25 protein-coding genes, 1 tRNA gene and 1 pseudogene are annotated in these 21,713 nt (G+C 71.4%); 16 read left to right on the forward strand and 11 right to left on the reverse strand.

The window, feature by feature from the left end:
- Window positions 1-78: 78 nt before the first annotated feature.
- Window positions 79-1,764: a right-handed parallel beta-helix repeat-containing protein gene (locus tag AC3EO4_RS45415; RefSeq protein WP_379573516.1), complete on the reverse strand. Its 1,686-nt coding sequence runs from the start codon at window positions 1,762-1,764 to the stop codon at window positions 79-81.
- A gap of 67 nt (window positions 1,765-1,831) precedes the next feature.
- On the opposite strand from AC3EO4_RS45415, the gene AC3EO4_RS45420 reads away from it, so the two are divergent.
- Window positions 1,832-2,650 (forward strand): TetR/AcrR family transcriptional regulator, encoded by an 819-nt coding sequence (locus AC3EO4_RS45420; protein ID WP_379573517.1) that lies wholly within the window; start codon window positions 1,832-1,834, stop codon window positions 2,648-2,650.
- 93 nt (window positions 2,651-2,743) lie between these two features.
- Here AC3EO4_RS45420 and AC3EO4_RS45425 read toward each other — a convergent pair whose 3' ends face one another.
- The 4 genes from AC3EO4_RS45425 to rpmG form a co-directional block, all read right to left on the reverse strand.
- On the reverse strand, window positions 2,744-3,733 hold the full coding sequence (locus tag AC3EO4_RS45425) for a sigma-70 family RNA polymerase sigma factor (RefSeq protein ID WP_431902080.1): 990 nt from the start codon (window positions 3,731-3,733) through the stop codon (window positions 2,744-2,746).
- Window positions 3,734-3,787: 54 nt separating this feature from the next.
- The gene (locus tag AC3EO4_RS45430; RefSeq protein WP_379573519.1) at window positions 3,788-4,429 is read right to left on the reverse strand and encodes a hypothetical protein; all 642 of its coding nucleotides are present in this window, start codon (window positions 4,427-4,429) and stop codon (window positions 3,788-3,790) included.
- 267 nt (window positions 4,430-4,696) lie between these two features.
- On the reverse strand, window positions 4,697-4,942 hold the full coding sequence (locus AC3EO4_RS45435; RefSeq protein ID WP_431902083.1) for a type B 50S ribosomal protein L31: 246 nt from the start codon (window positions 4,940-4,942) through the stop codon (window positions 4,697-4,699).
- A complete protein-coding gene (gene rpmG / locus AC3EO4_RS45440) occupies window positions 4,939-5,103 on the reverse strand; it encodes a 50S ribosomal protein L33 (RefSeq protein WP_431902085.1) in 165 nt (54 codons plus the stop codon). Before rpmG ends, AC3EO4_RS45435 begins: the two co-directional genes overlap by 4 nt.
- A gap of 112 nt (window positions 5,104-5,215) precedes the next feature.
- Here rpmG and AC3EO4_RS45445 point away from each other — a divergent pair.
- The 5 genes from AC3EO4_RS45445 (at window position 5,216) to AC3EO4_RS45465 (ending at window position 8,779) form a co-directional block, all read left to right on the forward strand.
- Window positions 5,216-5,288: transfer RNA gene (locus tag AC3EO4_RS45445), tRNA-Ala, on the forward strand.
- A 64-nt stretch (window positions 5,289-5,352) separates the two neighbouring features.
- Entirely contained in the window at window positions 5,353-5,904 is a 552-nt protein-coding gene (locus tag AC3EO4_RS45450) for an MFS transporter (RefSeq protein WP_431902088.1), read from the forward strand.
- A gap of 64 nt (window positions 5,905-5,968) precedes the next feature.
- A complete protein-coding gene (locus tag AC3EO4_RS45455) occupies window positions 5,969-6,973 on the forward strand; it encodes an ABC transporter substrate-binding protein (RefSeq protein WP_431902090.1) in 1,005 nt (334 codons plus the stop codon).
- Window position 6,974: 1 nt separating this feature from the next.
- Window positions 6,975-7,982 (forward strand): FecCD family ABC transporter permease, encoded by a 1,008-nt coding sequence (locus AC3EO4_RS45460; protein ID WP_431902093.1) that lies wholly within the window; start codon window positions 6,975-6,977, stop codon window positions 7,980-7,982.
- The gene (locus tag AC3EO4_RS45465) at window positions 7,979-8,779 is read left to right on the forward strand and encodes an ABC transporter ATP-binding protein (RefSeq protein WP_431902095.1); all 801 of its coding nucleotides are present in this window, start codon (window positions 7,979-7,981) and stop codon (window positions 8,777-8,779) included. Before AC3EO4_RS45460 ends, AC3EO4_RS45465 begins: the two co-directional genes overlap by 4 nt.
- Window positions 8,780-8,824: 45 nt before the next feature.
- Here the strand turns inward: AC3EO4_RS45465 and AC3EO4_RS45470 are convergent, their stop codons facing one another.
- Complete coding sequence (locus tag AC3EO4_RS45470) at window positions 8,825-9,427, reverse strand: TetR/AcrR family transcriptional regulator (RefSeq protein ID WP_431902097.1); 603 nt, start codon at window positions 9,425-9,427, stop codon at window positions 8,825-8,827.
- Between the two features lie 37 nt (window positions 9,428-9,464).
- Between AC3EO4_RS45470 and AC3EO4_RS45475 the strand changes: the two genes are divergently transcribed.
- Window positions 9,465-9,923 (forward strand): hypothetical protein, encoded by a 459-nt coding sequence (locus tag AC3EO4_RS45475; protein ID WP_431902100.1) that lies wholly within the window; start codon window positions 9,465-9,467, stop codon window positions 9,921-9,923.
- A 9-nt stretch (window positions 9,924-9,932) separates the two neighbouring features.
- Complete coding sequence (locus tag AC3EO4_RS45480; RefSeq protein ID WP_379573528.1) at window positions 9,933-10,697, forward strand: class II aldolase/adducin family protein; 765 nt, start codon at window positions 9,933-9,935, stop codon at window positions 10,695-10,697.
- Window positions 10,698-10,763: 66 nt separating this feature from the next.
- Here the strand turns inward: AC3EO4_RS45480 and AC3EO4_RS45485 are convergent, their stop codons facing one another.
- Together AC3EO4_RS45485 and AC3EO4_RS45490 are read right to left on the reverse strand one after the other, a co-directional pair.
- The gene (locus tag AC3EO4_RS45485) at window positions 10,764-11,357 is read right to left on the reverse strand and encodes an ABC transporter ATP-binding protein (RefSeq protein ID WP_431902102.1); all 594 of its coding nucleotides are present in this window, start codon (window positions 11,355-11,357) and stop codon (window positions 10,764-10,766) included.
- A gap of 27 nt (window positions 11,358-11,384) precedes the next feature.
- Complete coding sequence (locus AC3EO4_RS45490) at window positions 11,385-11,537, reverse strand: hypothetical protein (RefSeq protein WP_431902104.1); 153 nt, start codon at window positions 11,535-11,537, stop codon at window positions 11,385-11,387.
- 170 nt (window positions 11,538-11,707) lie between these two features.
- Here AC3EO4_RS45490 and AC3EO4_RS45495 point away from each other — a divergent pair, with 170 nt between their 5' ends.
- On the forward strand, window positions 11,708-11,887 hold the full coding sequence (locus tag AC3EO4_RS45495) for a hypothetical protein (protein ID WP_488186378.1): 180 nt from the start codon (window positions 11,708-11,710) through the stop codon (window positions 11,885-11,887).
- Here AC3EO4_RS45495 and AC3EO4_RS45500 read toward each other — a convergent pair.
- Window positions 11,848-12,237 (reverse strand): annotated as a pseudogene (locus AC3EO4_RS45500) (ATP-binding cassette domain-containing protein); the annotation flags it as partial. The gene AC3EO4_RS45495 and the pseudogene AC3EO4_RS45500 sit on opposite strands and share 40 nt — an antisense overlap.
- A gap of 142 nt (window positions 12,238-12,379) precedes the next feature.
- Window positions 12,380-13,330 (reverse strand): GlxA family transcriptional regulator, encoded by a 951-nt coding sequence (locus tag AC3EO4_RS45505; RefSeq protein WP_431902107.1) that lies wholly within the window; start codon window positions 13,328-13,330, stop codon window positions 12,380-12,382.
- Between the two features lie 72 nt (window positions 13,331-13,402).
- On the opposite strand from AC3EO4_RS45505, the gene AC3EO4_RS45510 reads away from it, so the two are divergent.
- Window positions 13,403-14,716 carry an MFS transporter gene (locus AC3EO4_RS45510; protein ID WP_431902109.1) on the forward strand — a complete coding sequence of 438 codons (1,314 nt, stop codon included), beginning with the start codon at window positions 13,403-13,405 and terminating at the stop codon, window positions 14,714-14,716.
- Entirely contained in the window at window positions 14,658-15,287 is a 630-nt protein-coding gene (locus AC3EO4_RS45515) for a peptidyl-tRNA hydrolase (RefSeq protein WP_379573533.1), read from the forward strand. The genes AC3EO4_RS45510 and AC3EO4_RS45515 overlap by 59 nt, the downstream gene beginning before the upstream one ends.
- On the opposite strand, the gene AC3EO4_RS45520 is transcribed toward AC3EO4_RS45515, so the two are convergent.
- Window positions 15,277-16,197, reverse strand: coding sequence for a DUF3616 domain-containing protein (locus tag AC3EO4_RS45520; protein ID WP_488186379.1), 921 nt, complete (start codon window positions 16,195-16,197; stop codon window positions 15,277-15,279). The two genes, AC3EO4_RS45515 and AC3EO4_RS45520, sit on opposite strands and share 11 nt — an antisense overlap.
- A 146-nt stretch (window positions 16,198-16,343) precedes the next feature.
- Between AC3EO4_RS45520 and AC3EO4_RS45525 the strand changes: the two genes are divergently transcribed.
- The 5 genes from AC3EO4_RS45525 to AC3EO4_RS45545 all read left to right on the forward strand — a co-directional run bounded on the left by AC3EO4_RS45525 (window position 16,344) and on the right by AC3EO4_RS45545 (window position 21,604).
- Window positions 16,344-17,285, forward strand: coding sequence for a hypothetical protein (locus AC3EO4_RS45525; RefSeq protein WP_379573535.1), 942 nt, complete (start codon window positions 16,344-16,346; stop codon window positions 17,283-17,285).
- 109 nt (window positions 17,286-17,394) lie between these two features.
- Window positions 17,395-19,338: an ATP-dependent zinc metalloprotease FtsH gene (gene ftsH / locus AC3EO4_RS45530; RefSeq protein WP_379573536.1), complete on the forward strand. Its 1,944-nt coding sequence runs from the start codon at window positions 17,395-17,397 to the stop codon at window positions 19,336-19,338.
- 83 nt (window positions 19,339-19,421) lie between these two features.
- Window positions 19,422-20,150: a DUF937 domain-containing protein gene (locus tag AC3EO4_RS45535; RefSeq protein ID WP_431902114.1), complete on the forward strand. Its 729-nt coding sequence runs from the start codon at window positions 19,422-19,424 to the stop codon at window positions 20,148-20,150.
- 110 nt (window positions 20,151-20,260) lie between these two features.
- Window positions 20,261-20,842, forward strand: a complete 582-nt coding sequence (locus AC3EO4_RS45540) for a Maf family protein (RefSeq protein WP_379573538.1) — start codon at window positions 20,261-20,263, stop codon at window positions 20,840-20,842.
- Window positions 20,843-20,851: 9 nt separating this feature from the next.
- A complete protein-coding gene (locus AC3EO4_RS45545) occupies window positions 20,852-21,604 on the forward strand; it encodes an EI24 domain-containing protein (protein ID WP_379573539.1) in 753 nt (250 codons plus the stop codon).
- Window positions 21,605-21,713 lie beyond the last annotated feature (109 nt).

The raw sequence follows: 21,713 nt of genomic DNA on the forward strand, positions 1-21,713 counted from the left end.
GGGTGACGGGCCGGCCGGCGGCGACGCGGGGGACGGCGACGGCGGACGCCGCCGTCCCCCGAGCCGAGGCCGACAGATCTATCGGGTGGCGCGGGGGCCCGCGCCGGCCACGATGTCGGCGACCGCCGGGTCGTCGTCGAACGCCTCCTTCGGGAGCGTCGTGTTGTCGTAGAGCGACACGCCCGAGGGTGGATCACCCGGGTCGGCGTCCCAGACGTTGCCGATGAACGCCACGTGCTCCATCGGCGGCGACACGTTCAGCACCACCGGGTTGTCGGCCCGATGGACGACGTTGCCCTGGACGGTGACCCACGCGGCGCCGTAGTCGGTGTAGAGGCCGAAGTTGTAGGGCGTGATGGTGTCGCGGACGACGTTCCCGCGGATCAGCGCGCCGCTGGCGTACGAGACGCCCTGGCTGCCGGACAGGTAGATGCCGCCGCCGTCGGCCAGCACCTGCATCGTGTCGTGCACCAGGTTGTCGAGTACCTGGGCACCGCGCCCCTCGTACACCACGATCCCCGCGTGCGGCGCGTCGTTGACCCGGTTGTGCGACACGACGGTGTCCCTGGTGCCGGTCAGCAGGATCGCCGGCGATCCGTGGTAGTCGCGGCCGATGTGGTGGACGTGGTTGTTCTCGAGCCGGTGGCGGCGTGCCCCCGAGCCGATCACGACGCCACCGCCGCAGACCTCGTCGACGACGCTGTCGCGGAGTACGTTGTCGGAGCCCTCGCCGCGGAACTCCAGCGCGACCGCGCCCAGCCGGGTGAACCGGCAGCCTTCCAGCGTGACCCGCGACGCGTTCTCGAACACGACGTTGCCGGGCATGGCGGCCGGGTCGCCTGGGACGGTGACCTGCCCCTGGCCTTCGGCGAAGGTGACCGTCTGGAGCGCGCCGCCGTCGTAGAAGCCGTTGCCGTGATAGTGCAGGAACCCCTCGGGCGCGCTGGGCCGCAGCCAGGTCGCCTCCGCGAACGTGATGCCGCGGAAGGCGACGTCGTGGACGTCGCGGGCGTGCACGAGCGTCTCGAGCACCGGCGCCACGACATCGTCGAGCTTCTCGCCGGGAAGCGGCAGGTAGTGCAGGACTCCGCCGCCCAGCGCGAAGGTGCCCTCGGTCAGGAACGCGGGGCTGTTCTCGGCCGAGGTCGGGGCGTCGGCGCCGTTGGACTCGCCGGCGCCGGGACCGTCCCAGCTGATGACCGACTGGTAGAGCCGCGCCGCCCAGCCGAAGGCGGGCTGCGCCATGGCGACGGTCGTCGAACGCTCGTCACCGGAGATCCGCGACACCTGGCAGCGAGCCTCGGACCAGGGATAGGCGCCCCGGTAGACGAACTCCACCTCGCCCTGCCACGACCCGGGCGCGGGATCGTCGATGACGTAACCGGTCTCGGTCCTGGTCAGTCGCTGGTCGAGGGTGACGGAGGCCCGTACGGCCCGCCTCCCCGAGACGTAGAGCTGGCGGCTGGCGAGGCCGGGTACCTCGGCCCTGCAGACGCCGTCGTCGCCCCTGCGCCAGCCGGTGATCGGCCGGCCGCCGCTGATGACGACCTCCTCCTGTACGGCGGTGCCGTAGCCGTAGGCCTGGTAGACGACGCCGGAGTCGGCGCCGGAGAGCCGGAACGGCTCGGTGAGCCGGTACGTGCCCGCCCTGAGGTTGACCACGGTGCCCGGCGCCGCCGCGGCGCGGGCCCGGTCCAGCGTGGCGAACGGCCGCTCGATCGTGCCGGGACCCGCGTCGTCGCCCGCTGGATCGACGAAGAACATAGAGACGTCCTCTCGTGTGTATGCTGTACACTTCTGGTATACAGCATAGACAGGGAGGGGAGTCAAGATGGCGAATCCGGATCGCAGCACGGAGTTGCTGTGGGGTGCCACGTCCAGGCGCGGCCTCAGCCTGGAGCGGATCGTGCGAGCCGCGATCGAGCTGGCCGACGCCGAGGGCCTGACCGCGGTCTCCATGCGAAGGGTCGCCGAACGGCTCGGCTTCACCACCATGTCGCTGTACCGCCACGTGCCGGGCAAGGCCGAGCTGATCGACCTCATGCGGGACGAGGTCATCGGGGAGAAGGTGGACGACGGCACCGGGCGGCGTGCCGGCTGGCGGGCTGAACTGGAGGCGTGGGCGCGGGCCGAGCTGGCCCTCTACCAGCGGCATCCCTGGCTGATCGAGTCGCACGGATCCCGGCGCGTGCCGGGGCCGAACGCGGTGGCCGGCTTCGAGCGGGCGCTGGAGGTGGTGGCGCGGACCGGGCTGCCGCCTGCGGAGGTGGTGGCCGTGGTCACCCTTGTCGGCGGCTTCGTCGAGAGCGCCGCCCGGCAGGTGATCGAGACCGCCCACACCGAGCGGCGCACCGGGGTCAGCGAGGAGGAGTGGTGGGGGGGCCGCGATTCGCTCTTCGAGCACCTGGACCGGTATCCGACGCTGAGCCGGCTGTACCGGGAGGGCGGCTACGACGCGCCTCTCGACCCGTTCGAGTTCGGCCTTCAGCGGGTGCTCGACGGGATCGAGGCCCGCGTCCGTGATGAAAGTCGTGATGAAAACGCATGTGTAGTGTGCGGGAAGGCCGTGGACACGGCCGCCACCGGCAGGCCGCGGGACTACTGCTCCCGCGCCTGCCAGCAGCGCGCCTACCGGATGCGCAAGGGCTGACCGTCGTCGAACTCCTCCCGGAGGCCGCGGCGGACGTACGACGTGCCGACCGGAACCCGGCGGAGTCGCCGGACTCGTCGCCCGGCCGGGGAATCAGTCCACGATCTCGTGGGGGAGACCGAAAAGGCCGGGGTCGGCGGTCAGGAACGAGACGACCTCGGCGACCTTCGTGCCGCGCAGGGCGAGCAGGTCGAGCCCTCCGAAGACGTAGGCGGCCCTGTCCTCGTCCCACCGGTAGGTGCCGAACGCGAGCTGCCCGTTGGCCCTGGCGGGCAGGAACCGCCACCGCAGGCTCATCGGCGTGCCGGCCAGGAAGGTCCTGATGGCGTCACGACCCTCGAACCATTCCGGCAACGGCGGCATCGAGTACCTGGCGTCCTCGGTCAGCATCGCCACGATCGCCTCGACATCGCCCCGTTCCCATGCCGCGGCGTACCGGTCGGCCAGCCTGCGGACCTCGTCCTCGTCCACGGAGCGCGGCACCGCCTGCCGCCCGGTCTCCTGCGGCCCGAGAGCCGCGCGGGCACGCTGCAAGGCGCTGTTGACCGACGCGACCGAGGCGTCCAGCAGGTCCGCGACCTCCCGCGCCGAGAACCCGAGCACCTCGCGCAGGACCAGGACGGCCCGCTGGCGGGCGCCCAGCCGCTGCAGCGCGGCGACGAAGGCGAGCTCCACGCTCTCGCGTGCCGCGTACCTGGCCTCGGGACCGAGATCCGCCGAACCGGCCGGCCGGTCGGGGTAGGGTTCCACCCACGCCCTTTCGACCAGGGGCGCGCCGGGACCGAGGTCCGCGGGAAGCTCCCTCCTGCCGCGCGTCTCGATCAGCGTGAGGCAGCGGTTGGTGGCGATCTTGTACAGCCACGGCCGGAGCGAGCCACGCTCGTCGTACCGCCCCAAGGCACGCCAGGCTCGCACCAGCGTCTCCTGCGTCACGTCCTCGGCGTCGTGGAAGGATCCGAGCATGCGATAGCAGTGCGCGTGCAGCTCGGCGCGGAACGGGTCGACCAGCAGCCCGAAGGCGGCCGTGTCACCGGCCCGCGCGGCATCGAGCAGTCGCGCCGCGAGGACGTCGTCGCCAGGCATCCGCCCACCTCGTCGGTCCACGCCCGTGAAGGGCCCTGACCAGCCTAGCCCCGGCTATCCCTCCCGGTGGTCAAGGTGGATCAGGCCAGGTGGAAGCCCGGGAAGGGGCAGGCCGCGCAGCCGCATGCCCGCCCGCAGGTAGGACAGCCGCTCGGCCGCGTGTTCGGCGTGCTCGCCATGGACGCGAGCCGCCTGGGCCCACGCGTCCTCGTGCGGGCCCGCCTCCTCGCCGACGTGCTCCCTGGCGGCCGCGGCGGCGCCGGTCCTGGCGCACCAGTCGTCGACGAGCCGCCGGTGCTCGCGCAGCAGCCGCAGCTCGGCGCGGGCGTCGGCGCCCTCGTCGTGGTCGTCGAGGAGCGGGGCGGTGCCGTCGAGCCAGAAGACCGCTTCCTGTGAGGCCGCCTCGACGCCGGGAAGGATCTCCACGGTGTCGGCGCGGCCGAGTGGGGCCAGCAGGAGCAGGGGCGGCGTGCGGAGGGCGTGGGCGAGCACGAGGAGCTCGGGCAGGGTCATCGAGGCCCGATGGCCGCTCTCCAGCTTGGCGAGGTTCGCGCGTTCGAGCGGGTAACCCAGCCCGGTGCAGCGGTCGGCGAGGGCCTGCACGCTCAGGCCTCTGCGCCTGCGGTGGTGCCTGATGTTCTCGGCCACCTGGCGGGTGTAGGCGGCTGTCCAGCGGGTGGCGCTCGTTCCCGGCACGAAGGGTCCCTTCCGGCTCAGGGTGGACGACCGGCGGGCTCACGCTAGACGATCTTGAGCGTTCGGCACAACCGGAGTTGACCGCCCATCGTCATGACGGGAAGCCGGGGTCCACGAGCGCAAAGACCGGCAGGCTTTCGAGAAGCGGGCCGGCGGTGACCGTTTCGAGGCCGAGGCAGACGTTTCGGCGCGCCGACGCCGGGCGGGACGTGGTCCCGCCCGGCGTGGACGCGAGAGGTCGGCGACGTGGCACGGCGTCACCGGGTGTCAGCGCTTGCCGTACCTCTGGTTGAACCTCTCCACCCGGCCCGCGGTGTCGAGCACGCGGCCGCGTCCGGTGTAGAACGGGTGGCTGGCGGAGGAGACGTCCACGTCGACCACGGGGTAGAGGTTGCCGTCCGCCCACTCGACGGTCTTCGCGCTCGTCGCGGTGGACCTGGTCAGGAAGGCGTAGTCGGCGCTGGCGTCCCTGAAGACGACGGGACGGTACTCGGGGTGCAGGTTCTTCCTCAACGTTCCTCCTTGAAGGTGACGTGCCGGCGGACGACCGGGTCGTACTTGCGCACGTGCAGCCGGTCGGGGTCGTTTCTTCGGCTCTTGGTGGTCACGTAGGTGTAGCCGGTCCCGGCCGAGGACCTCAGCCTGATCACTGGCCGCTGCTCGTTCCTTGCCATCTCACACCCCTCGTGAAAACGATAACCGTTTCAACTGGGGACGGGCGTACGATATTCCCGTCACCGACCACCTCTGGAGTCCTATAGACTGGCTACGCGCCGAGAGCGCAAAGGGGCTATAGCGCAGTTGGTAGCGCACCTCCATGGCATGGAGGGGGTCAGGAGTTCGAGTCTCCTTAGCTCCACCGTCAGCGAACGGCCGGTGAAACCGTCACCGGCCGTTCGTTATTCCATGGGATGATCGTTCCCGTGTCCGCCCGCCTTCCCCTGCGCCTCGCGCGTGCAGCGGCCTTCGCCGCGGTGTGCGTGCTGCTGGGCGTCGTGGCCCACGCGGTCGCGGGCGGTGCCGTGGCGGGTGGCACGGCGGTGCTCGGCTTCGCGGTGTCCATGGCGGCGGGCCTGCCGATCGCGGGGCGCGAGCGCGGACTGCGCGTGATCCTGCCCCTGCTGGCCGCCGTGCAGGCCGTGCTGCACGTGATCTTCTCCACGGCCCACGAGCCCGACCCCGTGCAGATCCTGACGGGCCACGCCCACGTGGGAGGGCTGGCACCGGGGTCCGGCATGCTGCTCATGCACGGCTGGGCCGTCGTCATGACCGCCATCTGGCTGGCCAGGGGCGAGGCCGCGCTGTGGGGGCTGCTGCGCCGCCTCGGGGCGCGGCTCGTGCGCCTGCTGCTCGCCTGGCCGGCCGTTCCAGGCCCGCGCCCGCTGACCGGCTTCGCCGAGCCGGCCGTGCTGCGGACGGCGACGCTCCATCGAGGGATCAGCGAGCGGGGGCCTCCTCTGTCGAGGGCTCGATAACGCCATCCGGGCGGCCGTTCTGGCCGGCCCGGCGCTTGCCGTACCCCCGAACACAGAGGACATCATGTCTCGCTTCGCCATGCTCGCCGCCGCCTGCCTGATGGTGGCGGCCTGCGGAACACAGAGCCCCGCCGCACCACCCTCGTCCGCCGCCGCCCGCGAGCCCGGTTACCCGGTGACGATCAAGAACTGCGGCCAGGACTACACCTTCCCCGCCGGCCCCCGCCGCGTCGTCGTCATGAACGGCGGGTCGATCGGCGAGGTCTCCTCGCTGCTCGCCCTCGGGCTGGGCGACCGGATCCTGGCCAACCTCCAGTCCTACGGCGCCTCGGACGAGCCCGGCAGGGCCGAGGCCGTGGCCGCGCTGCCCACCGGCGACTTCAAGCGCACCAGCTTCAACGACATCCCTCGCGAGTCGATGCTCGGGCTCAGGCCCGACTTCGTGCTGGCCACCTCGGGCCGCCAGTTCGAGCCACGCGACGGCTTCGCCACCCGGGAGGAACTGCGCGCCGCGGGAGCGCCCACCTACACGCCGGAGAGCACCTGCGGCGTGGGCGTCCGGCAGGACCAGTCGATCGAGGACAGCTACACGCTGCTGCGCGACCTCGGCCGGATCTTCCAGGTGAGCGACAGGGCCGAGCAGCTGATCGCGGAGTCGAAGCGGCGGATCGCCGCCGTCTCGGCCAAGGTCGCGGGTAGGCCCAAGCCCAGGGCGATGCTGATCATCCCCGGCATGACCATGGGCTCGAACGCCTTCAGCTCGATCGGCGCCAAGGGCATCTGGAACGACATCTTCGCCAAGGCGGGGGCGGTCAACGCCTTCGAGAACACGACGGACGACCTGTTCACCAACCTCAGCAAGGAGCAGGTCGCGGCCACCCAGGTCGACGTCGTCGTCATCGTCGACTGGCTCAACCCCGACCCCGACGCGGAGGCGAGGAAGCTGTTCGCCCAGTTCCCCCACTGGGGCAAGCGCTACGTCGTCCTCTCCGACTCGGCCTACGTGGCGCCGAACAATGCCACGGCCGTGGAGAAGATCGCCAAGGTCATTCACCCGGAGGCCTTCTGACATGCGCCTGCCTCTGCTGCCCAGTGTGGTCGTGCTCGCGGCCGCGCTGGCCTTCGCCATGGTGGTGGCGATCGGCATCGGCTCGGTGAACGTCCCGATCGCCGACACGTGGCACATCCTGACCGGCGGCGCGGGCGCCGATCCGATCCAGGACCAGATCATCTGGCAGTACCGCCTGCCCAGGGTCCTGCTGGCCGCGCTGGCGGGAGCGGGGCTGGCGGCCGCGGGCGTCGTCCTGCAGGCGCTCGCGGGCAACCCGCTCGCCGATCCGCAGGTGCTCGGCGTCTCCTCGGGCGCCTCGGTCGGCGCGGTCCTGGTGATCACGCTCGGCACCGGAGCGGCGGGCGGCCTCGGCGTCTCCTCCGCCGCCTTCGTCGGCGCGATGGGCGCCGCCGTGCTGGTGTTCGTGCTGGGCCAGCAGCGCGGCAGGCTCACCCCGACGCGCCTCGTGCTGGCAGGGGTGGCCGTCGGCTACGTCCTGCTCGCCGTCACCAGCTACATCCAGCTCCAGGCGACGCCCAACGAGCTCGGCGCGGTGATGTTCTGGATGCTCGGCAGCGTCGCGGGCGCCCAGTGGGACCAGCTCGGCCCGCTCGCCGCGCTCGTGGCCTGCTGCGGGGTCTTCATCACCCTGTACGGCAGGCGGCTCAACGCCCTCGTCACGGGCGAGGAGTCGGCCACCGCGCTCGGCCTCAACGTGCGGCGCGCCCGCGTGGGCCTGCTGGCCGCCTCCTCGCTGCTGGTCGGGGCGGTCATCGCGGTCGCGGGCGGCATCGGCTTCGTCGGCCTGATGATCCCGCACGTGGTCAGGCTGTGCTTCGGCACCGACCACCGCAGGGTGGTGCCCGTGTCGGCGCTGGCCGGCGCGGTCTACCTGGTGCTGGTCGACCTGCTGTCCAGGACCGTCGACGCGCCGAACGAGCTGCCGCTCGGCATCCTCACGGCGGTCTTCGGCGCGCCGTTCTTCCTCTGGTTGCTGCGCCGCGACAGGAGCGTGACGGCGTCATGAAGCTGCTCGTGGACGAGGTCGCGGTGACGCTCGACAGCACGCCCGTGCTGCACGGCGTCAGCGTCGAGGTGGAGCCAGGGGCGATCGTCGGCCTGGTCGGGCCCAACGGCAGCGGGAAGTCCACGCTGCTGCGGACCGTCTACCGGTCACTGCGGCCCGGCCAGGGCGCCGTACGGCTGGGCGGGACCGACGTGTGGGCGATGTCGGCCCGCGAGTCGGCGCTGCGCACCGCGGCCGTGCTGCAGGACAACACCATCCCCGCGGGCATGACCGTGGCGGAGGTCGTGGAGCTGGGGCGTACCCCGCACAGTCGTGCCCCCTACAGCCGTGTCCCTCACAAGGACGGCGGGCGCGAGCCGGTCGAGGAGGCGATGCGGCGCACGGGGACGCTGGCGCTGGCGGGGCGGCCGTTCGGCGCGCTGTCGGGCGGCGAGCGTCAGCGGGTGCTGCTGGCCAAGGCGCTGGCGCAGAGCCCGCTGCTGCTCGTGCTCGACGAGCCGACCAACCACCTCGACATCAGGGCCAGGTTCGAGCTGCTCGAGCTGGTGCGGGAGCTGGGCGTGACCACGCTCGCCGTCCTGCACGACCTGGATCTGGCGGTGCGCAGCTGCGACTCGCTGGTCGTGCTGCACGAGGGTCGTGTCGCCGCGGCGGGGCATCCGCTCGAGGCGCTCACGCCCGGCGTGCTGAGCGGCGTGTTCGGCGTGGTGGGGGAGGTGGCCGCGCACCCCGACGGGATCGTGCGCGTCACCTACGCGGCCAGGCCGCTCGCCGCCACCGCCCTCGTTCCGTCCTAGCCCTCGCTCCGTCCTGGAGAGTGGGGGCGCGGGGATCCCGCGCCCTCACCGGGTGAGGCTCTGGAGGTGGCTGCGCAGGACCCGGGTCATGGTCCCGGCGTCCATGCGGTCGGGGTGCAGGACGGCGTGCACGGTCAGCCCGTCGATCAGCGCGCACAGCCGCTCGACCTCCACCTCCAGGTCGACGTCTTCCCTCAGGCGGTCGCGCCTGCGCGCGCCGTCCAGCACCCTGAAGACCAGGTGGCGCAGGCCGTCGTAACTCTTCTCGGCGTGCGGGCGCAGTTCGGGGCGGGTGCGGGCGGCCGTCGCGAACGCCAGCCAGATCGTGGCCTCCTCTCGCCGCCGCTCGTCGAGGGGGAGCAGCTCGGCCAGCATCGACTCCGCGACGGGGAGGCGGTCGCCGGCGCTCTCCAGCCTCTCGACGTGCTCGAGGAGCCGCCGCACCACGCGCTCGTTCATCGCCTGCATCGCGAAGACCATCAGCTCGGTGTGCCCCGCGAAGTAGTGCCTGACCGAGCCGATGGCCAGCCCCGCCTCCTCCGCGACGTTGCGCAGCGAGGCCTGTTCGAGCCCGTCGCGGCGCACGACGCGGAAGACGGCCTCCACGACCTCCTCGCGGCGGGCTTCCGGATCGACGATTTTCGGCACCTTCCTTTTATAGCACGACCCTGCTATTTTATTTGGCATGACCGTGCTAAATATCGTGCTGATCGTCGGGCTGGTCGGCTACGTCGTCGTCAGGCGCATGATCGGCGAGCCGCTGAACGCGCGCGACGTCTACGTCCCGCCCCTCGTCCTCATCGGCCTCGGGATCCACGTGCTGTCCGCCGTGGCGCTCACACCTGTCGACGTGCTCTGGCTCGTGATCAGCGGCCTGGTCGCGCTGGGCTTCGGCGCGATGCGCGCCTCGACGACGGGACTGTTCGAGCGCGAAGGCGTGCTGTGGCAGCGCTACACCTGGCGGACGCTGGTCGTCTGGGTGGTCTCCGCGGCGGCGAGCATCGGGGTCGGCCTGCTGGCCACGCGATTCGGCCTGCACGAGCAGGCGCGGCCGATCTCGCTGTCCATCGGCGTCGGACTGGCGGGGGAGGCGCTGGTGACGGCCGTCCGCGCGCGAGTGATCGGCGTGCCGTACGCGAACTAGAATATTGTTATGTCCGAGAATCTGATCTTCCGCCTGCCCCCCGCCTTCGACAACGTGGAAGAGGAGCGGCGCCACCGCAAGGAACGCCTCGCCGCCGCGCTCCGCGTCTTCGGCAAGTTCGGGTTCGAGGAGGGCGTGGCCGGCCACATCACCGCCCGCGACCCCGAGCTCACCGACCACTTCTGGGTCAACCCGTTCGGGATGTCGTTCAAGCACGTCAGGGTCAGCGACCTCATCCTCGTCAACCACGAGGGCAAGGTGGTCGAAGGGCGCTACCACGTGAACGAGGCCGCCTTCGCGATCCACTCCCAGGTGCACCAGGCCAGGCCCGAGGTGGTCGCGGCCGCGCACAGCCACTCGGTGTACGGCAGGGCGCTGTCGGCGCTCGGGCAGACCATCGAGCCGATCACCCAGGACGCGTGCGCGTTCTACCAGGACAACGGCCTGTTCGACGACTACACGGGCGTGGTGACGGACCTGGAGGAGGGCAAGAGGATCGCCGCCGCGCTGGGCTCGCACAAGGCGGTCGTGCTGCGCAACCACGGGCTGCTGACGGTGGGCGACAGCGTGGACGCCGCGGCGTGGTGGTTCATCACGATGGAGCGGTCGGCGCAGGTGCAGCTGCTTGCCAAGGCAGCGGGACAGGTGGTGCCGATCTCGCACGAGAACGCGGTGCTGACGCATCAGCAGATCGGCAACGACCTGGTGGGGTGGATCAACTACCAGCCGCTGCACGACCAGATCACCAGGGAACAGCCCGACCTGTTCGAGTGACCCTCGCCCTCCGCCGATCTCCGGCAGGCGCGTGGTGGGGCGAGGCGCGCTCTCGGAGATGCGCGGTCAGGTGGGCCAGGAGACGGCGGAGTCGGCCCAGCGGTCCAGGAGGACCTGGTCGTGGCTGATCGCCAGGACCCCCGCCCCCGTTCGCGCCTGGTAGGACCGGACGACCGCGACCAGGTGCGCCTGCGTCGACGCGTCCAGCATCGTGGTCATCTCGTCGCAGATCAGGTACTTCGGCTCCAGCGTCAACGCCCGTGCCAGGCAGGCCCGCTGGAGCTGCCCGTCCGACACCTCGTGGGGCCGCCGGGTCAGCAGGTCGCCGGTCAGCCCGACCTCCGCCGCGAGCTCCTCCACCAGCGAAGGCGCGGGACGGCCCGCGGCGGCCGGTGGCTCGGAGATGATCTGGCGCAGCGTCAGCCGCGGGTCGACCGCCGTTCTCGGCTGCTGGTACAGCAGCGCGACGCGCGTTCGCAGCCGCCTGGGAGCGCGCTGCCGCCACCGCGTCACGGCCGTCCCTTCGAGGCTCACCCCGCCCGACAACGGCCGCAGCATCAGCGACAGCACCCTGGCCAGCGTCGACTTGCCGCACCCGCTCGGCCCGCCGAGCCCCACGGTAAGGCCCTGTGGCACCTCGATGGAGACGCGCGACAGCACGGACGCCCGCCGTACCCGGCGGTGATGTCATGAGCGGCGAGCATGTCCTGCATCCCTGAGCGGATGGTGGCACGAGACCCCTGCGGCCATCGCGGGCTGCGTGGCGCAGGCGGCGCCCGCGTGCCGGCAGCGGGGCGCGAACGCGCACCCCGGCGGCAGCGCGGTCAGCTCGGGCGGCATCCCGGGGACGGCGACGAACTCCCTGTCCGGCTGGGCGGCGACGAGCCCCGCCGTAGGGGTGGCGGGGGCGCTCGAGGATCTCGGCGGCGGGTCCCGCCTCGACCAGGCGGCCGGCGTACATCACGGCGATGTCGTCGGCGACCTGCGCGGCGGCGCCCAGGTCATGGGTGATGACCAGCACCGCCCTGCCCTCTTCGCACAGCTCGCGCAGCACGGCCATGGTCCGCTCCACCAGCGGCCTGTCCAGGCCGCTGGTCGGCTCGTCGGCGATCAGCAGGCCAGGGTCGCCGGCCAGGGCGATCGCGTTGGCCGCCCGCTGCGCCATCCCGCCTGACAGCTCGTGCGGGTAGCGGTCGAGGTCGCGCGGGGCCAGGCCGAACCGCTCGGCCAGCTCGTCGGCGCTCCGCGTGGATCCCAGCTCGCCGAGAGCCTCCCGCAACTGCGCTCGCGCGGTGCGGACAGGAGTGAGGTGCGTGGCGGGGCTCTGCGGGATCAGCCCGATCTCGCGCCCGCGCACCCTGCCGGAGAGTACGGCGGGCGTCGCCGACAGCAGGTCGAGCGACCCGTCGAGCACCGCGCGCCCCGACACGCGGGCGTTGGCGGGCAGCAGCCCGAGCAGCGCGTGGGCCAGGACCGACTTGCCGCACCCCGACTCGCCGACGAGCGCGAGGCACCGGCCAGGCCGTACGGAGAAGGTCAAGGGTCTCGAACTCCGAGCTGATCGCGATGACGAAGGCGTCGCCGGCGGGGGCCGGGCCCGTGGAGGGAGCGGTAACGGCGGACAGGGAGACGACGGCGAGCAGCGTGCTCACCCAAAGGGCGGGTCGCATGATTATTTGCAACTAGCTGCGCCTGAACGTCTGCCGGTAGGCCAGCGGGGACACGCCCACGGCGGCGTGCAGATGCTGCCGCAGCGAGACGGCTGTGCCGAAGCCCGAGCGCCTGGCCACCTGGGCCACCGCGAGGTCGGTGGTCTCCAGCAGATGGCGCGCCTGCTCGACCCGCTGGAGCGCCAGCCATCTGGCGGGGCTCAGGCCCGTCTCCTCGCGGAAGCGCCGGGTGAAGGTGCGCACGCTCATCCGCGCGTGCTCGGCCAGCGCGGCCAGGTCGAGCGGCTCCTGCAGGCGCTCCAGCATCCAGTCCCTGGTCGCGGCGGTGCCACTGCCGTTGGCCTCGGGAAGCGGCCGGTCGATGTACTGCGCCTGGCCCCCTTCCCGCCATGGCGGCATCACGCAGCGGCGGGCCGTACGGTTGGCCACCTCGCTGCCGTGGTCGCGGCGGATCACGTGCAGGCACAGGTCGAGCCCTGAGGCGACGCCCGCGGAGGTGAGCACGTCGCCGTCGTCCACGAACAGGACGTCGGGGTCGAGCAGCACCTTGGGGAAGAGCCTGCGGAAGCGGGAGGCGTTCATCCAGTGGGTGGTGGCCGGACGCCCGTCCAGCAGTCCCGCCGCGGCCAGCACGAACGCCCCCGTGCAGATCGACATCACCCTCGGCCGCCCCTGCAGCGCCTCGCCGAGCGCGGGCGGGATCGTGCCGGTGAGCATCGCGGGCCCGCCGTGGACGCCGGGCACCAGCACGGTGTCGGCGCTGTCGAGCACCTCGAGGCCGTGGTCGGGCAGCACGCGGTAGCCCGCGTTCGTCCTGACGGGGGCGCCGCCGACGGAGCAGGTCACCACCTCGTACAGATGGTTGCCGTCGCGGTCGCGTGCGGCCCAGAAGACCTGGCCGGGAATGCCCAGATCGAGCGGGGCGAAGTCGTCCAGGACGACGACAGCGATCCGATGCGCCATGGCCTGATTCTTTCACATATTGGCTATCCGGCCACTCGCGCCGCTTTTGGCTGGCTGTGGAAGATGGTCGGCATGAAGTTGCACCGCGCGTGGCTGGTGGCGGGGGTCGCGTTCGTGGCGATCATCGGCGCCGCCGGGTTCCGCGCCACCCCTGGTGTCCTGATCAACCCCCTCCAGGAGGAGTTCGGCTGGTCGAGCGGAGAGATCTCGCTCGCCGTCTCCGTCAATCTCGTCCTGTACGGCCTGACCGCGCCCTTCGCCGCCGCCCTCATGGACCGCTTCGGCATGCGCAGGGTCGTCTCGGTGGCGCTCACCCTGGTCGCGCTCGGCAGCGGTCTCACCGTCTTCATGGGGGCCAGCTGGCAGCTCGTGCTCTGCTGGGGGCTCCTGGTGGGCCTCGGGACCGGCTCGATGGCGCTGGTGTTCGTCGCGACGGTCACCGACCGCTGGTTCGTCCGGCACCGCGGTGTCGTCACCGGCATCCTCACCGCCGCGGGAGCGACGGGACAGCTCGTCTTCCTTCCCGTCCTCGCCTGGCTGGCCGAGGGCCCGGGCTGGCGGATCGCCTCCCTCACCGTCACCGGCGCGGCCCTGCTCGTCGTGCCGCTGGTATGGGTGTTCCTGCGCGACCATCCCGCCGACGTCGGCACGACCGCGCTCGGCGCGACCGCCGCCGTCAGGCCGGAGCCGCCCACGGTCAACGCGGCGGTCAGGGCGCTGAGCGTGCTGCGATCGGCGGCCAGGACCCGCGCCTTCTGGTTCCTCGCCGGCGGCTTCGCCATCTGCGGCGCGAGCACCAACGGCCTGGTCGGGACCCACTTCATCCCCGCGGCGCACGACCACGGCATGCCCCAGGCCACGGCGGCGGGGTTGCTCGCGCTCGTCGGTGTCTTCGACGTCGTCGGCACCGTCGCCTCCGGCTGGCTCAGCGACAAGGTCGACCCGAAGGTGCTGCTCGGCGTGTACTACGCGCTGCGCGGCCTGTCGCTCATGGTGCTGCCCGGCCTGTTCGCCGCGTCCGCCGAGCCCAGCATGCTGCTGTTCATCGTCTTCTACGGCCTGGACTGGGTGGCGACGGTGCCGCCGACGGTGGCGCTGTGCAGGAGGATCTACGGCTCGGACGGCGCGGTCGTCTTCGGCTGGGTCTTCGCCTCCCACCAGGTCGGCGCCGCGGTCGCGGCCGTCGGCGCCGGGCTCACCCGCGACCACATGGGCGCCTACGACCTGGCGTGGTACGTGGCCGGCGCGCTGTGCCTCCTGGCGGCGGGGATGTCGATGGCCATATCGTCGCAGGCTCCTCGCTCCCGCATACGGCATGCTGGGACCCATGATGGTGCTCCCTCTGGTGGTCAGGATCGAACGCGCGACCCCTCCCGAGCGAACTGACGCCCTCGAGGCGACCGCCATGGCCGTGCTCGACCTCCTCGCCGACCCCGGCGAGTGGGAGGAGGACCTGGAGACCTGGCAGTCGACCGGCAGGATCCGCAAGGTCGTGCGCAGGGCGCGCGGCGCCGAATGGCGCAGGGCGCTCGCGCTGCCCGGCCGTACGATCGAGCACCGCACGGCGGAGGTGCGCGTCTATCCACCGGTGCCCCTGGACGACTGGCCGAAGGACCTGGCCCGGTTGCAGGTCGGCGGGACCGAGCTCGTCGACACCGGTGAGCCAGGTCCCGCCGAGCCGCCGGTCCTCTGGGAGAACCCGGCGCTGCGGATGTCGGCGGGCAAGGCGATGGCACAGGCGGGCCACGCCGCCCAGCTCGCCTGGTGGGCCAGCGCGCCCGAGGAGCGGCAGACATGGCGCGAGCAGGGGCTGAAGGCGTCCGTGCGCCCCACCAGCGACTTCGACGCCCTGGCGGTCAGTGGCCTGCCGGTCGTGCGCGACGCCGGGTTCACCGAGATCGCACCGGGCTCGTGCACGTTCGTCGCGGACGTGCCGTGGCTGCGCGTCAGATCGTGATGATGTCGGCCAGCACGCCGCCCTCGGGGGTCAGCCTCTCCGGGGCGGGGCTGTCGTAGACGACCATGAGCCTGCCGTCGCCCAGCACGGCCATGCCCTCGGGATGGTCGCAGCCCACACCGTACGGCAGGTCCCTCACGAACGTGGGCTGCCCCTCGCCGCTCCACAGCATGAGCGTGGCGGGCCCGTCCAGGCTCATGCTCGGGCCGGCCAGGATCAGCAGCCCGTCCCCGTAGGGGCACAGGTCGCGCACGCCGAGCCCGCCCATGTCGAGGAAGTGCTTGCGGAAGGACCTGAGCCGCAGTCGGCCACGGCCGGAATCCTGCACGTCGAGCTCGAGCACGACCCCCCACCCGCGCAGCACCGGCCCGCGCAGCCCGAGGAAGACCCGCTCGCCGAGCAGCGTGACGCCCTCGATGTCGAGGCCGTTGTCCTTCCCAGGGATCGCGGTGAAGGGGCCCAGATGCGGATCGTCGGCGAGCACGTCGGCCAGCCCGGTGAGGACCGCCCCCTTGCCCACCGCGTCGGGGCCCTCCAGCGGCAGCCGCACCACGATGAACCTGTTCGGCTCGCGGATGACCGTGGCCAGCCGTCTGGCCACCTTCTCCGGGTCGGCCGGCTTGGCCTTCCTGCGCTTGAGGCTGTGCGAGCCGACCGCCCACAGCACGCCGTCCGTGTTCGCGATGCCCTCGATGTCGGCCTCGTCGTCCCTGCCCGCGGGCAGGTCCACGTAGTCGGCGAGATGGAAGGTGCGCTCGTGGTCGTAACGCTCGCCTGTCCAGGTCAGGCGCTCGATGGTGGCGGTCTCGTCGCCCGCGACCCACAGACCGGAGGCGTCGACGCGCAACGCGGACAGGTTCGTGTGCGTTTGCGCTTCACGTGACTCGTGGTCAAATCGGAGTTCCACCATGGCCGCTTTCTACACGTAATCCGGCGATATGTCGTACGCTCCCGATCGTGCTCGATGGGGAGAGTGGGGCCGCAGGGCCTCAGGTTAAGTATCAGGCGAGGCCCACAGGCTCTCCGCTCAAGCGCAGTCGCCTGGGTGACCTGCGGATGCGCGTGGTCTACCGGGTGCTGGCCGTCGTGGCCGCGCTGGCCGTGGTCGTGGCGGGCGGGCTCGCCATCGCACTGTCAGGAGAGGCGGACGAGGTCGCCGCCCGGCCGGTCGCCGCGCCACCGGCCGTACCTTCCTCGTCCGCCCTCTCGCCACCCGCCTCACCAGCCCTCTCGGCTGATCCCTCGGCCGCGGCCTCAGCCCCGCCTTCGTCCGCGGCATCGGAGGATCCCGCCGCCGGTTCCGCCGACCCGCCGTCTGCCACGTCCTCCGCCGTCGCCGCGCCGGTCTCCTCGGCCGTTCCCTCCGACCCCTCGGCTTCCGGCGTCCCGGCCCCTTCTGCTTCCGGCGTCCCGGCGCCCTCCGCGACGCCGAGTCCAGGGGCGACCATCGCGCCCGGCTACACCGCGCTCGAGGCGCTGGCCGCCGACCGCAGGGTGCCGAAGCTGCCCGGCCGCATCAGGATGCGCGCGCTCCCGGGCAAGCCGGTCGCGACCAGCGGGACGATCAAGGACGTCAAGGCGGGCGTGTCCGTGCCCCGCCTGCGCGGCCCGTGGAAGCGGTACGGCGCCGCGCCCTTCACCTCCAAGCAGGTGCTGCCCAAGGCCGGTGCGAGCCCCAGGGCGATGCTGGTCAGCTGTCCCGTGCCGATCGAGGCGCAGAAGCGGCTGCGCGAGACCGCCCTGCTGGCCGCCCGATGGACCCTGAACCACCACCCCAAGGGTGCGGTGATCCGCTGGCTCGGCACCCAGCCGATCAAGAAGGGCTGGACCCTCTACTACCAGGTGAAGTACGGCAAGCGCTCCTCGGTCGCGGCCGTCGCCGTCCTCGACGCGGGGCGGGACAGGCCCGCGCTGGTCTTCGTCTCGATCCCCGACGCCCAGAAGAAGCGATGGGCCGACATCCGACGCGTCATGTCGGGAGTTCGTGTTCTAGGCTGACGAATGAGAAACGTGCGCACAGATGACCAAAACCGTACGGTTCGGTCAATTGCGTGCGTTTCTTATTGTGAAGCGACAGAGAATGCGGCGATGTTGGGGGAGTGACGCCGTGGCTGAGCGTTCGAGCTTGCCGAAGAAGGAGCCGGACAAGGAGCCCAAGCCGTGGCGTGCCGAGGGCTTGCCAGGGGGAGGAGCGGGCGGCCGGCCCAAAATCAACTGGTGGCGCTTCGTCATCACGCTGCTCGTGGTGTACGCGGGCTTTTTCCTGATCTCGTCGTTCTTCGACGACGGGCAGATGGAGACCATCTCCTACAGCCAGTTCACCAAGCAGGTGACGGGCGGCAACGTCAAGGAGGTCTACGCCCAGGGCTACTCCGTCACAGGAGACCTGAAGAAGGCCGCGACCGACCCTGACAGCTCCAACAAGTCGTACACCAAGTTCGTCACCGAGATCCCGGTGTTCGCCAACGACGAGCAGCTCTACCAGCAGCTGACCGCGGCGGGCGTGGAGATCAAGGCCGAGCCCATCAGCACGGGCAGCCGCGGTTTCCTGCTCAACCTGCTGCTGTCGCTGCTGCCGATCGCCGTCCTCGCGGCGCTGTGGATCTGGGTCATGCGGCGCGGCGCCAGCATGATGGGCGGCGGCGGGCTCGGCGGTCTGGGGAAGTCGAAGGCGGCCAAGCCGATCGCGAGTGACAAGATCCGCGTCACGTTCGAGGACGTGGCGGGCATCGACGAGGTGGAGAACGAGCTCGTCGAGATCGTCGACTACCTGAAAGACCCTGACAAGTACCGCCGCCTCGGCGCCAAGCTGCCCAAGGGCGTCCTGCTCGCGGGAGCGCCGGGAACGGGCAAGACCCTGCTCGCGCGAGCCGTCGCGGGCGAGGCCAACGTGCCCTTCTTCTCCGCCAGCGCGTCGGAGTTCATCGAGATGATCGTCGGCGTCGGCGCCTCGCGGGTGCGGGATCTGTTCGAGGAGGCCCGCAAGGTCGCCCCCTCGATCATCTTCATCGACGAGATCGACGCCATCGGCCGGGCCAGGGGCGGTGCCAGCGGCATCGGCGGGCACGACGAGCGCGAGCAGACGCTCAACCAGATCCTCACCGAGATGGACGGCTTCTCCGGGGCCGAGGGTGTCATCGTGATCGGCGCCACCAACAGGCCCGAGGTGCTCGATCCCGCGCTGCTGCGTCCCGGACGGTTCGACCGTACGGTCATGGTGTCCCCGCCCGACGCGGCAGGCAGGGTCGCCATCCTGCAGGTGCACACCAGGAGCGTTCCCCTCGACGGCGACGTGAGTCTGGAGCAGCTCGCCAAGACCTCGCCCGGCATGACGGGCGCGGACCTGGCCAACCTCGTCAACGAGGCCGCGCTGCTGGCCGCCAAGCGCGGCAAGGAGAAGGTCTCCTCGGCCGACTTCGCCGACGCGCTGGAGAAGCTGCAACTCGGCGCGGTCCGCTCGATCGTCATGCCGCAGGAGGAGCGCACGAGGACCGCCTACCACGAGGCGGGGCACGCGCTGCTCGGCATGCTCCAGCCGGGCGCGGACCCGGTCAGGAAGATCTCGATCATCCCGCGCGGCAGGGCGCTCGGCGTGACGCTGTCCACGCCCGATACCGACCGCTACGCGTACGACGAGAAGTACCTGCGCGGACGCATCATCGGCGCACTCGGCGGCATGGCGGCCGAGCAGGTCATCTACGGCGTCATCACCACGGGCGCGGAGAACGACCTCGAGCAGGTCACGATGATCGCGCGCGGCATGGTCGGCAGGTGGGGCATGTCGGAGAAGATCGGCCCGCTGACGATCCTGCCGAACGACGGCCAGCCACAGGCCGCCCCGCACACGCTCGCCGCGCTGGACGAGGAGGTGCGGCGGATCGTCGACGAGTGCTACGAGGCGGCCGTCAGGGTGCTCAACGAGAACAGGGACAGGCTGGAGGCCATCGTCGTGGCGCTGCTGGAGCAGGAGACGCTGGACGAGGCACAGGCTTACGCGGCGGCCGGGCTGCCGCGCGCCAACAGGCCGGCCATCGAGCCCAAGCCGCACTAGGGTCATCGAAGCGGGTCGCTCGACGGCCCGCTTTGACCCCTTTGTGGTCTTATCGGGGCATGGGTCCGGGCACCTTGCCCGGTGTGACTCTCAACGATGAAATCTTCGCCCGCCTCGGAGATCCCGGACTCGAGCAGATCGCCGGGTTGCTCGGCACCGACACCACGCAGGCCCGCACCGTGGTAGAGGCAGCGGTCACCACCATCGTCGGCGGCATGGCCTACAACACGGGCGAACCGCAGGGCGCCCAAGCCCTGCGCGCGGCGCTGGACGACCACGTCGACAGCGACCCCTTCAGCGCCGATCCCTCCGACCTGGAACAGGAGGGGCGCGGCATCCTCGGCCACCTGCTCGGACGCCAGGGGACCGAGCAGGCGGCCGACGGGATCTCGCAGTTCGCCGGGCTCAACTCGGCGACGATCCTCAAGGTGCTGGCCGCGCTCGCGCCGATCGTGATGTCGATCCTGGCGAACAGGGCCAGCAGGCAGGGCATGGACGCGGGCGCGGTGGCCGACGACCTCAACAAGGAGCAGTCCACGGCTCCCGGCGGGATGAACGACGTGCTGGGCGAGCTGCTCAGGAGCATCCTGGGCGGCGGCGCCGGCGGAGCGGGCGCGGGCGGTCTGGGAGACCTGCTGGGCGGCCTGCTGGGCGGGCCGCAGCCCTCACCCGAGTCGTCCCGGCCCGAGCCGTCCGGGCCCCAGACGTCACAGGCGCGGGAGCCGGGACAGCAGGCTCCGGCGGAGCAGCAGGCACCGGGGCAGCGCCGGCCCCAGTCGGCTGATCAGGAGAACACCAACCCCGACTGGTGAGGCAGGCACCGCGGCATGGCTGCGGGTCAGGAGACAAGCGGCCCTGCGGGTGACGCCGGGTCCTGCCGAGGCCGGGGCGGGCAGGGACGGGGTCCCGTTAAACTGACCAGGTGATCGTGCTCGCCTCCGCCTCGCCCGCCCGTCTCGCCCTGCTCCGCAGCGCCGGGCTCGATCCCAAGGTGATCGTGAGCGGGGTCGACGAGGAGGCCTTCACCGCCGTCCTCGCCGCCGACCTGCCGCTGAAGCTGGCCGTCGCCAAGGCCCAGGCCGTCGCCGAGGGGCTCAGCGAGGGCCTGGTCATCGGCTGCGACTCCATCCTCGAACTGGACGGCAGGCCGTACGGCAAGCCTGGCACCGCGGACGAGGCACTGGCGCGCTGGCGGATGATGCGCGGCAGGACCGGGCGGCTGCTGACCGGTCACTGCGTGATCGACGTCGCCACGGGACGGCGGGCCGCCGAGGTGGCGTCCACGACGGTGCGGTTCGGCATGCCGTCCGAAGCCGAACTCGCCGCCTACGTCGCCAGCGGCGAGCCCCTGCACGTGGCGGGCGCCTTCACCCTCGACGGGCTAGGCGGCTGGTTCGTCGAGGGCATCGAGGGCGACCACGGCAACGTGCTGGGCATCTCCCTGCCGCTCGTTCGCGAGCTGTTCGCGGAACTCGGTTACGCGGTGACCGACTTCTGGCGCTAGTTTCTCCCCATGCGATCATTGCGGGAGTTCGCCGGTGGCATCGGGTTCTTCTTCCAGGGTGTCGGCTGGGTGGCGAGGAACGGCAGATGGTGGGCCTTCGGGCTCATCCCCGCGCTGATCGCGTTCGCCGTCTACGTCGCCGCGCTGGTCTACCTGGGCAACAACGCCAGCGAGATCGCCGACTTCCTCACTCCGTTCGCCGACGGCTGGTCTCCAGGGTGGCGCGACTTCTTCAGGGGAGCGCTCGGGGTACTGCTGTTCATCGGCGGGCTGGCGCTTGCGGTGCTGACGTTCACCGCGCTCACGCTGGCCATCGGGGAGCCGTTCTACGAAAAGCTGTCGGAGAAGGTGGATCCCCTGCAGGGGGCGGACGACGTGCCGTGGTGGCGGTCGATCCCGCGCTCGCTCAAGGACAGCCTGGTGACGCTGCTGTACGCGCTGATGTTCACGATCCCGCTGTTCTTCCTCGGGTTCGTGCCGGTCATCGGGCAGACGGTGGTGCCGGTGCTGGGCGCGCTCGTGTCCGGCTTCTTCCTGACGGTGGAGCTGACGTCGCTGGCGATGGAACGGCGGGGCATGAACCGTAAGGCCCGCTTCGGGGTGCTCCGCGCCAACAAGGCCCCCGCGCTGGGGTTCGGGGTGCTGGTCTTCCTGCTGTTCCTGGTGCCCTTCGTGGCGGTGATCGCGATGCCCGCGGCCGTGGCGGGGGCGGCCCTGATGGTGCGCTCGCGGCTTGCCGCCCTGCCTCCCGCGCATGCCTAGCGTGCCGGGAAACAGGCGTTGCCGGGAGACTGGAGCTGCCGGGAAACGGGCGTTGCCGGGAGACTGGAGCTGCCGGGAAACGGGCGTTGCCGGGAGACTGGAGCTGCCG

This window comes from Nonomuraea sp. bgisy101 (assembly GCF_057708945.1).

What these genes read in the sequence shown, in the direction of transcription:
- AC3EO4_RS45420 (WP_379573517.1), top strand. Translation starts at nt 1,832, where the DNA reads ATGGCGAATCCGGATCGCAGCACGGAGTTGCTGTGGGGTGCCACGTCC.
- AC3EO4_RS45510 (WP_431902109.1), top strand. Translation starts at nt 13,403, where the DNA reads ATGAAGTTGCACCGCGCGTGGCTGGTGGCGGGGGTCGCGTTCGTGGCG.
- AC3EO4_RS45475 (WP_431902100.1), top strand. Translation starts at nt 9,465, where the DNA reads ATGACCGTGCTAAATATCGTGCTGATCGTCGGGCTGGTCGGCTACGTC.
- AC3EO4_RS45525 (WP_379573535.1), top strand. Translation starts at nt 16,344, where the DNA reads ATGCGCGTGGTCTACCGGGTGCTGGCCGTCGTGGCCGCGCTGGCCGTG.
- AC3EO4_RS45460 (WP_431902093.1), top strand. Translation starts at nt 6,975, where the DNA reads ATGCGCCTGCCTCTGCTGCCCAGTGTGGTCGTGCTCGCGGCCGCGCTG.
- AC3EO4_RS45490 (WP_431902104.1), bottom strand. Translation starts at nt 11,537, where the DNA reads ATGCCGCCCGAGCTGACCGCGCTGCCGCCGGGGTGCGCGTTCGCGCCC.
- AC3EO4_RS45515 (WP_379573533.1), top strand. Translation starts at nt 14,658, where the DNA reads ATGATGGTGCTCCCTCTGGTGGTCAGGATCGAACGCGCGACCCCTCCC.
- AC3EO4_RS45455 (WP_431902090.1), top strand. Translation starts at nt 5,969, where the DNA reads ATGTCTCGCTTCGCCATGCTCGCCGCCGCCTGCCTGATGGTGGCGGCC.
- AC3EO4_RS45520 (WP_488186379.1), bottom strand. Translation starts at nt 16,197, where the DNA reads ATGGTGGAACTCCGATTTGACCACGAGTCACGTGAAGCGCAAACGCAC.
- AC3EO4_RS45505 (WP_431902107.1), bottom strand. Translation starts at nt 13,330, where the DNA reads ATGGCGCATCGGATCGCTGTCGTCGTCCTGGACGACTTCGCCCCGCTC.
- AC3EO4_RS45425 (WP_431902080.1), bottom strand. Translation starts at nt 3,733, where the DNA reads ATGCCTGGCGACGACGTCCTCGCGGCGCGACTGCTCGATGCCGCGCGG.
- AC3EO4_RS45495 (WP_488186378.1), top strand. Translation starts at nt 11,708, where the DNA reads ATGACCAGCACCGCCCTGCCCTCTTCGCACAGCTCGCGCAGCACGGCC.
- rpmG (WP_431902085.1), bottom strand. Translation starts at nt 5,103, where the DNA reads ATGGCAAGGAACGAGCAGCGGCCAGTGATCAGGCTGAGGTCCTCGGCC.
- AC3EO4_RS45465 (WP_431902095.1), top strand. Translation starts at nt 7,979, where the DNA reads ATGAAGCTGCTCGTGGACGAGGTCGCGGTGACGCTCGACAGCACGCCC.
- AC3EO4_RS45480 (WP_379573528.1), top strand. Translation starts at nt 9,933, where the DNA reads ATGTCCGAGAATCTGATCTTCCGCCTGCCCCCCGCCTTCGACAACGTG.
- AC3EO4_RS45415 (WP_379573516.1), bottom strand. Translation starts at nt 1,764, where the DNA reads ATGTTCTTCGTCGATCCAGCGGGCGACGACGCGGGTCCCGGCACGATC.
- AC3EO4_RS45545 (WP_379573539.1), top strand. Translation starts at nt 20,852, where the DNA reads ATGCGATCATTGCGGGAGTTCGCCGGTGGCATCGGGTTCTTCTTCCAG.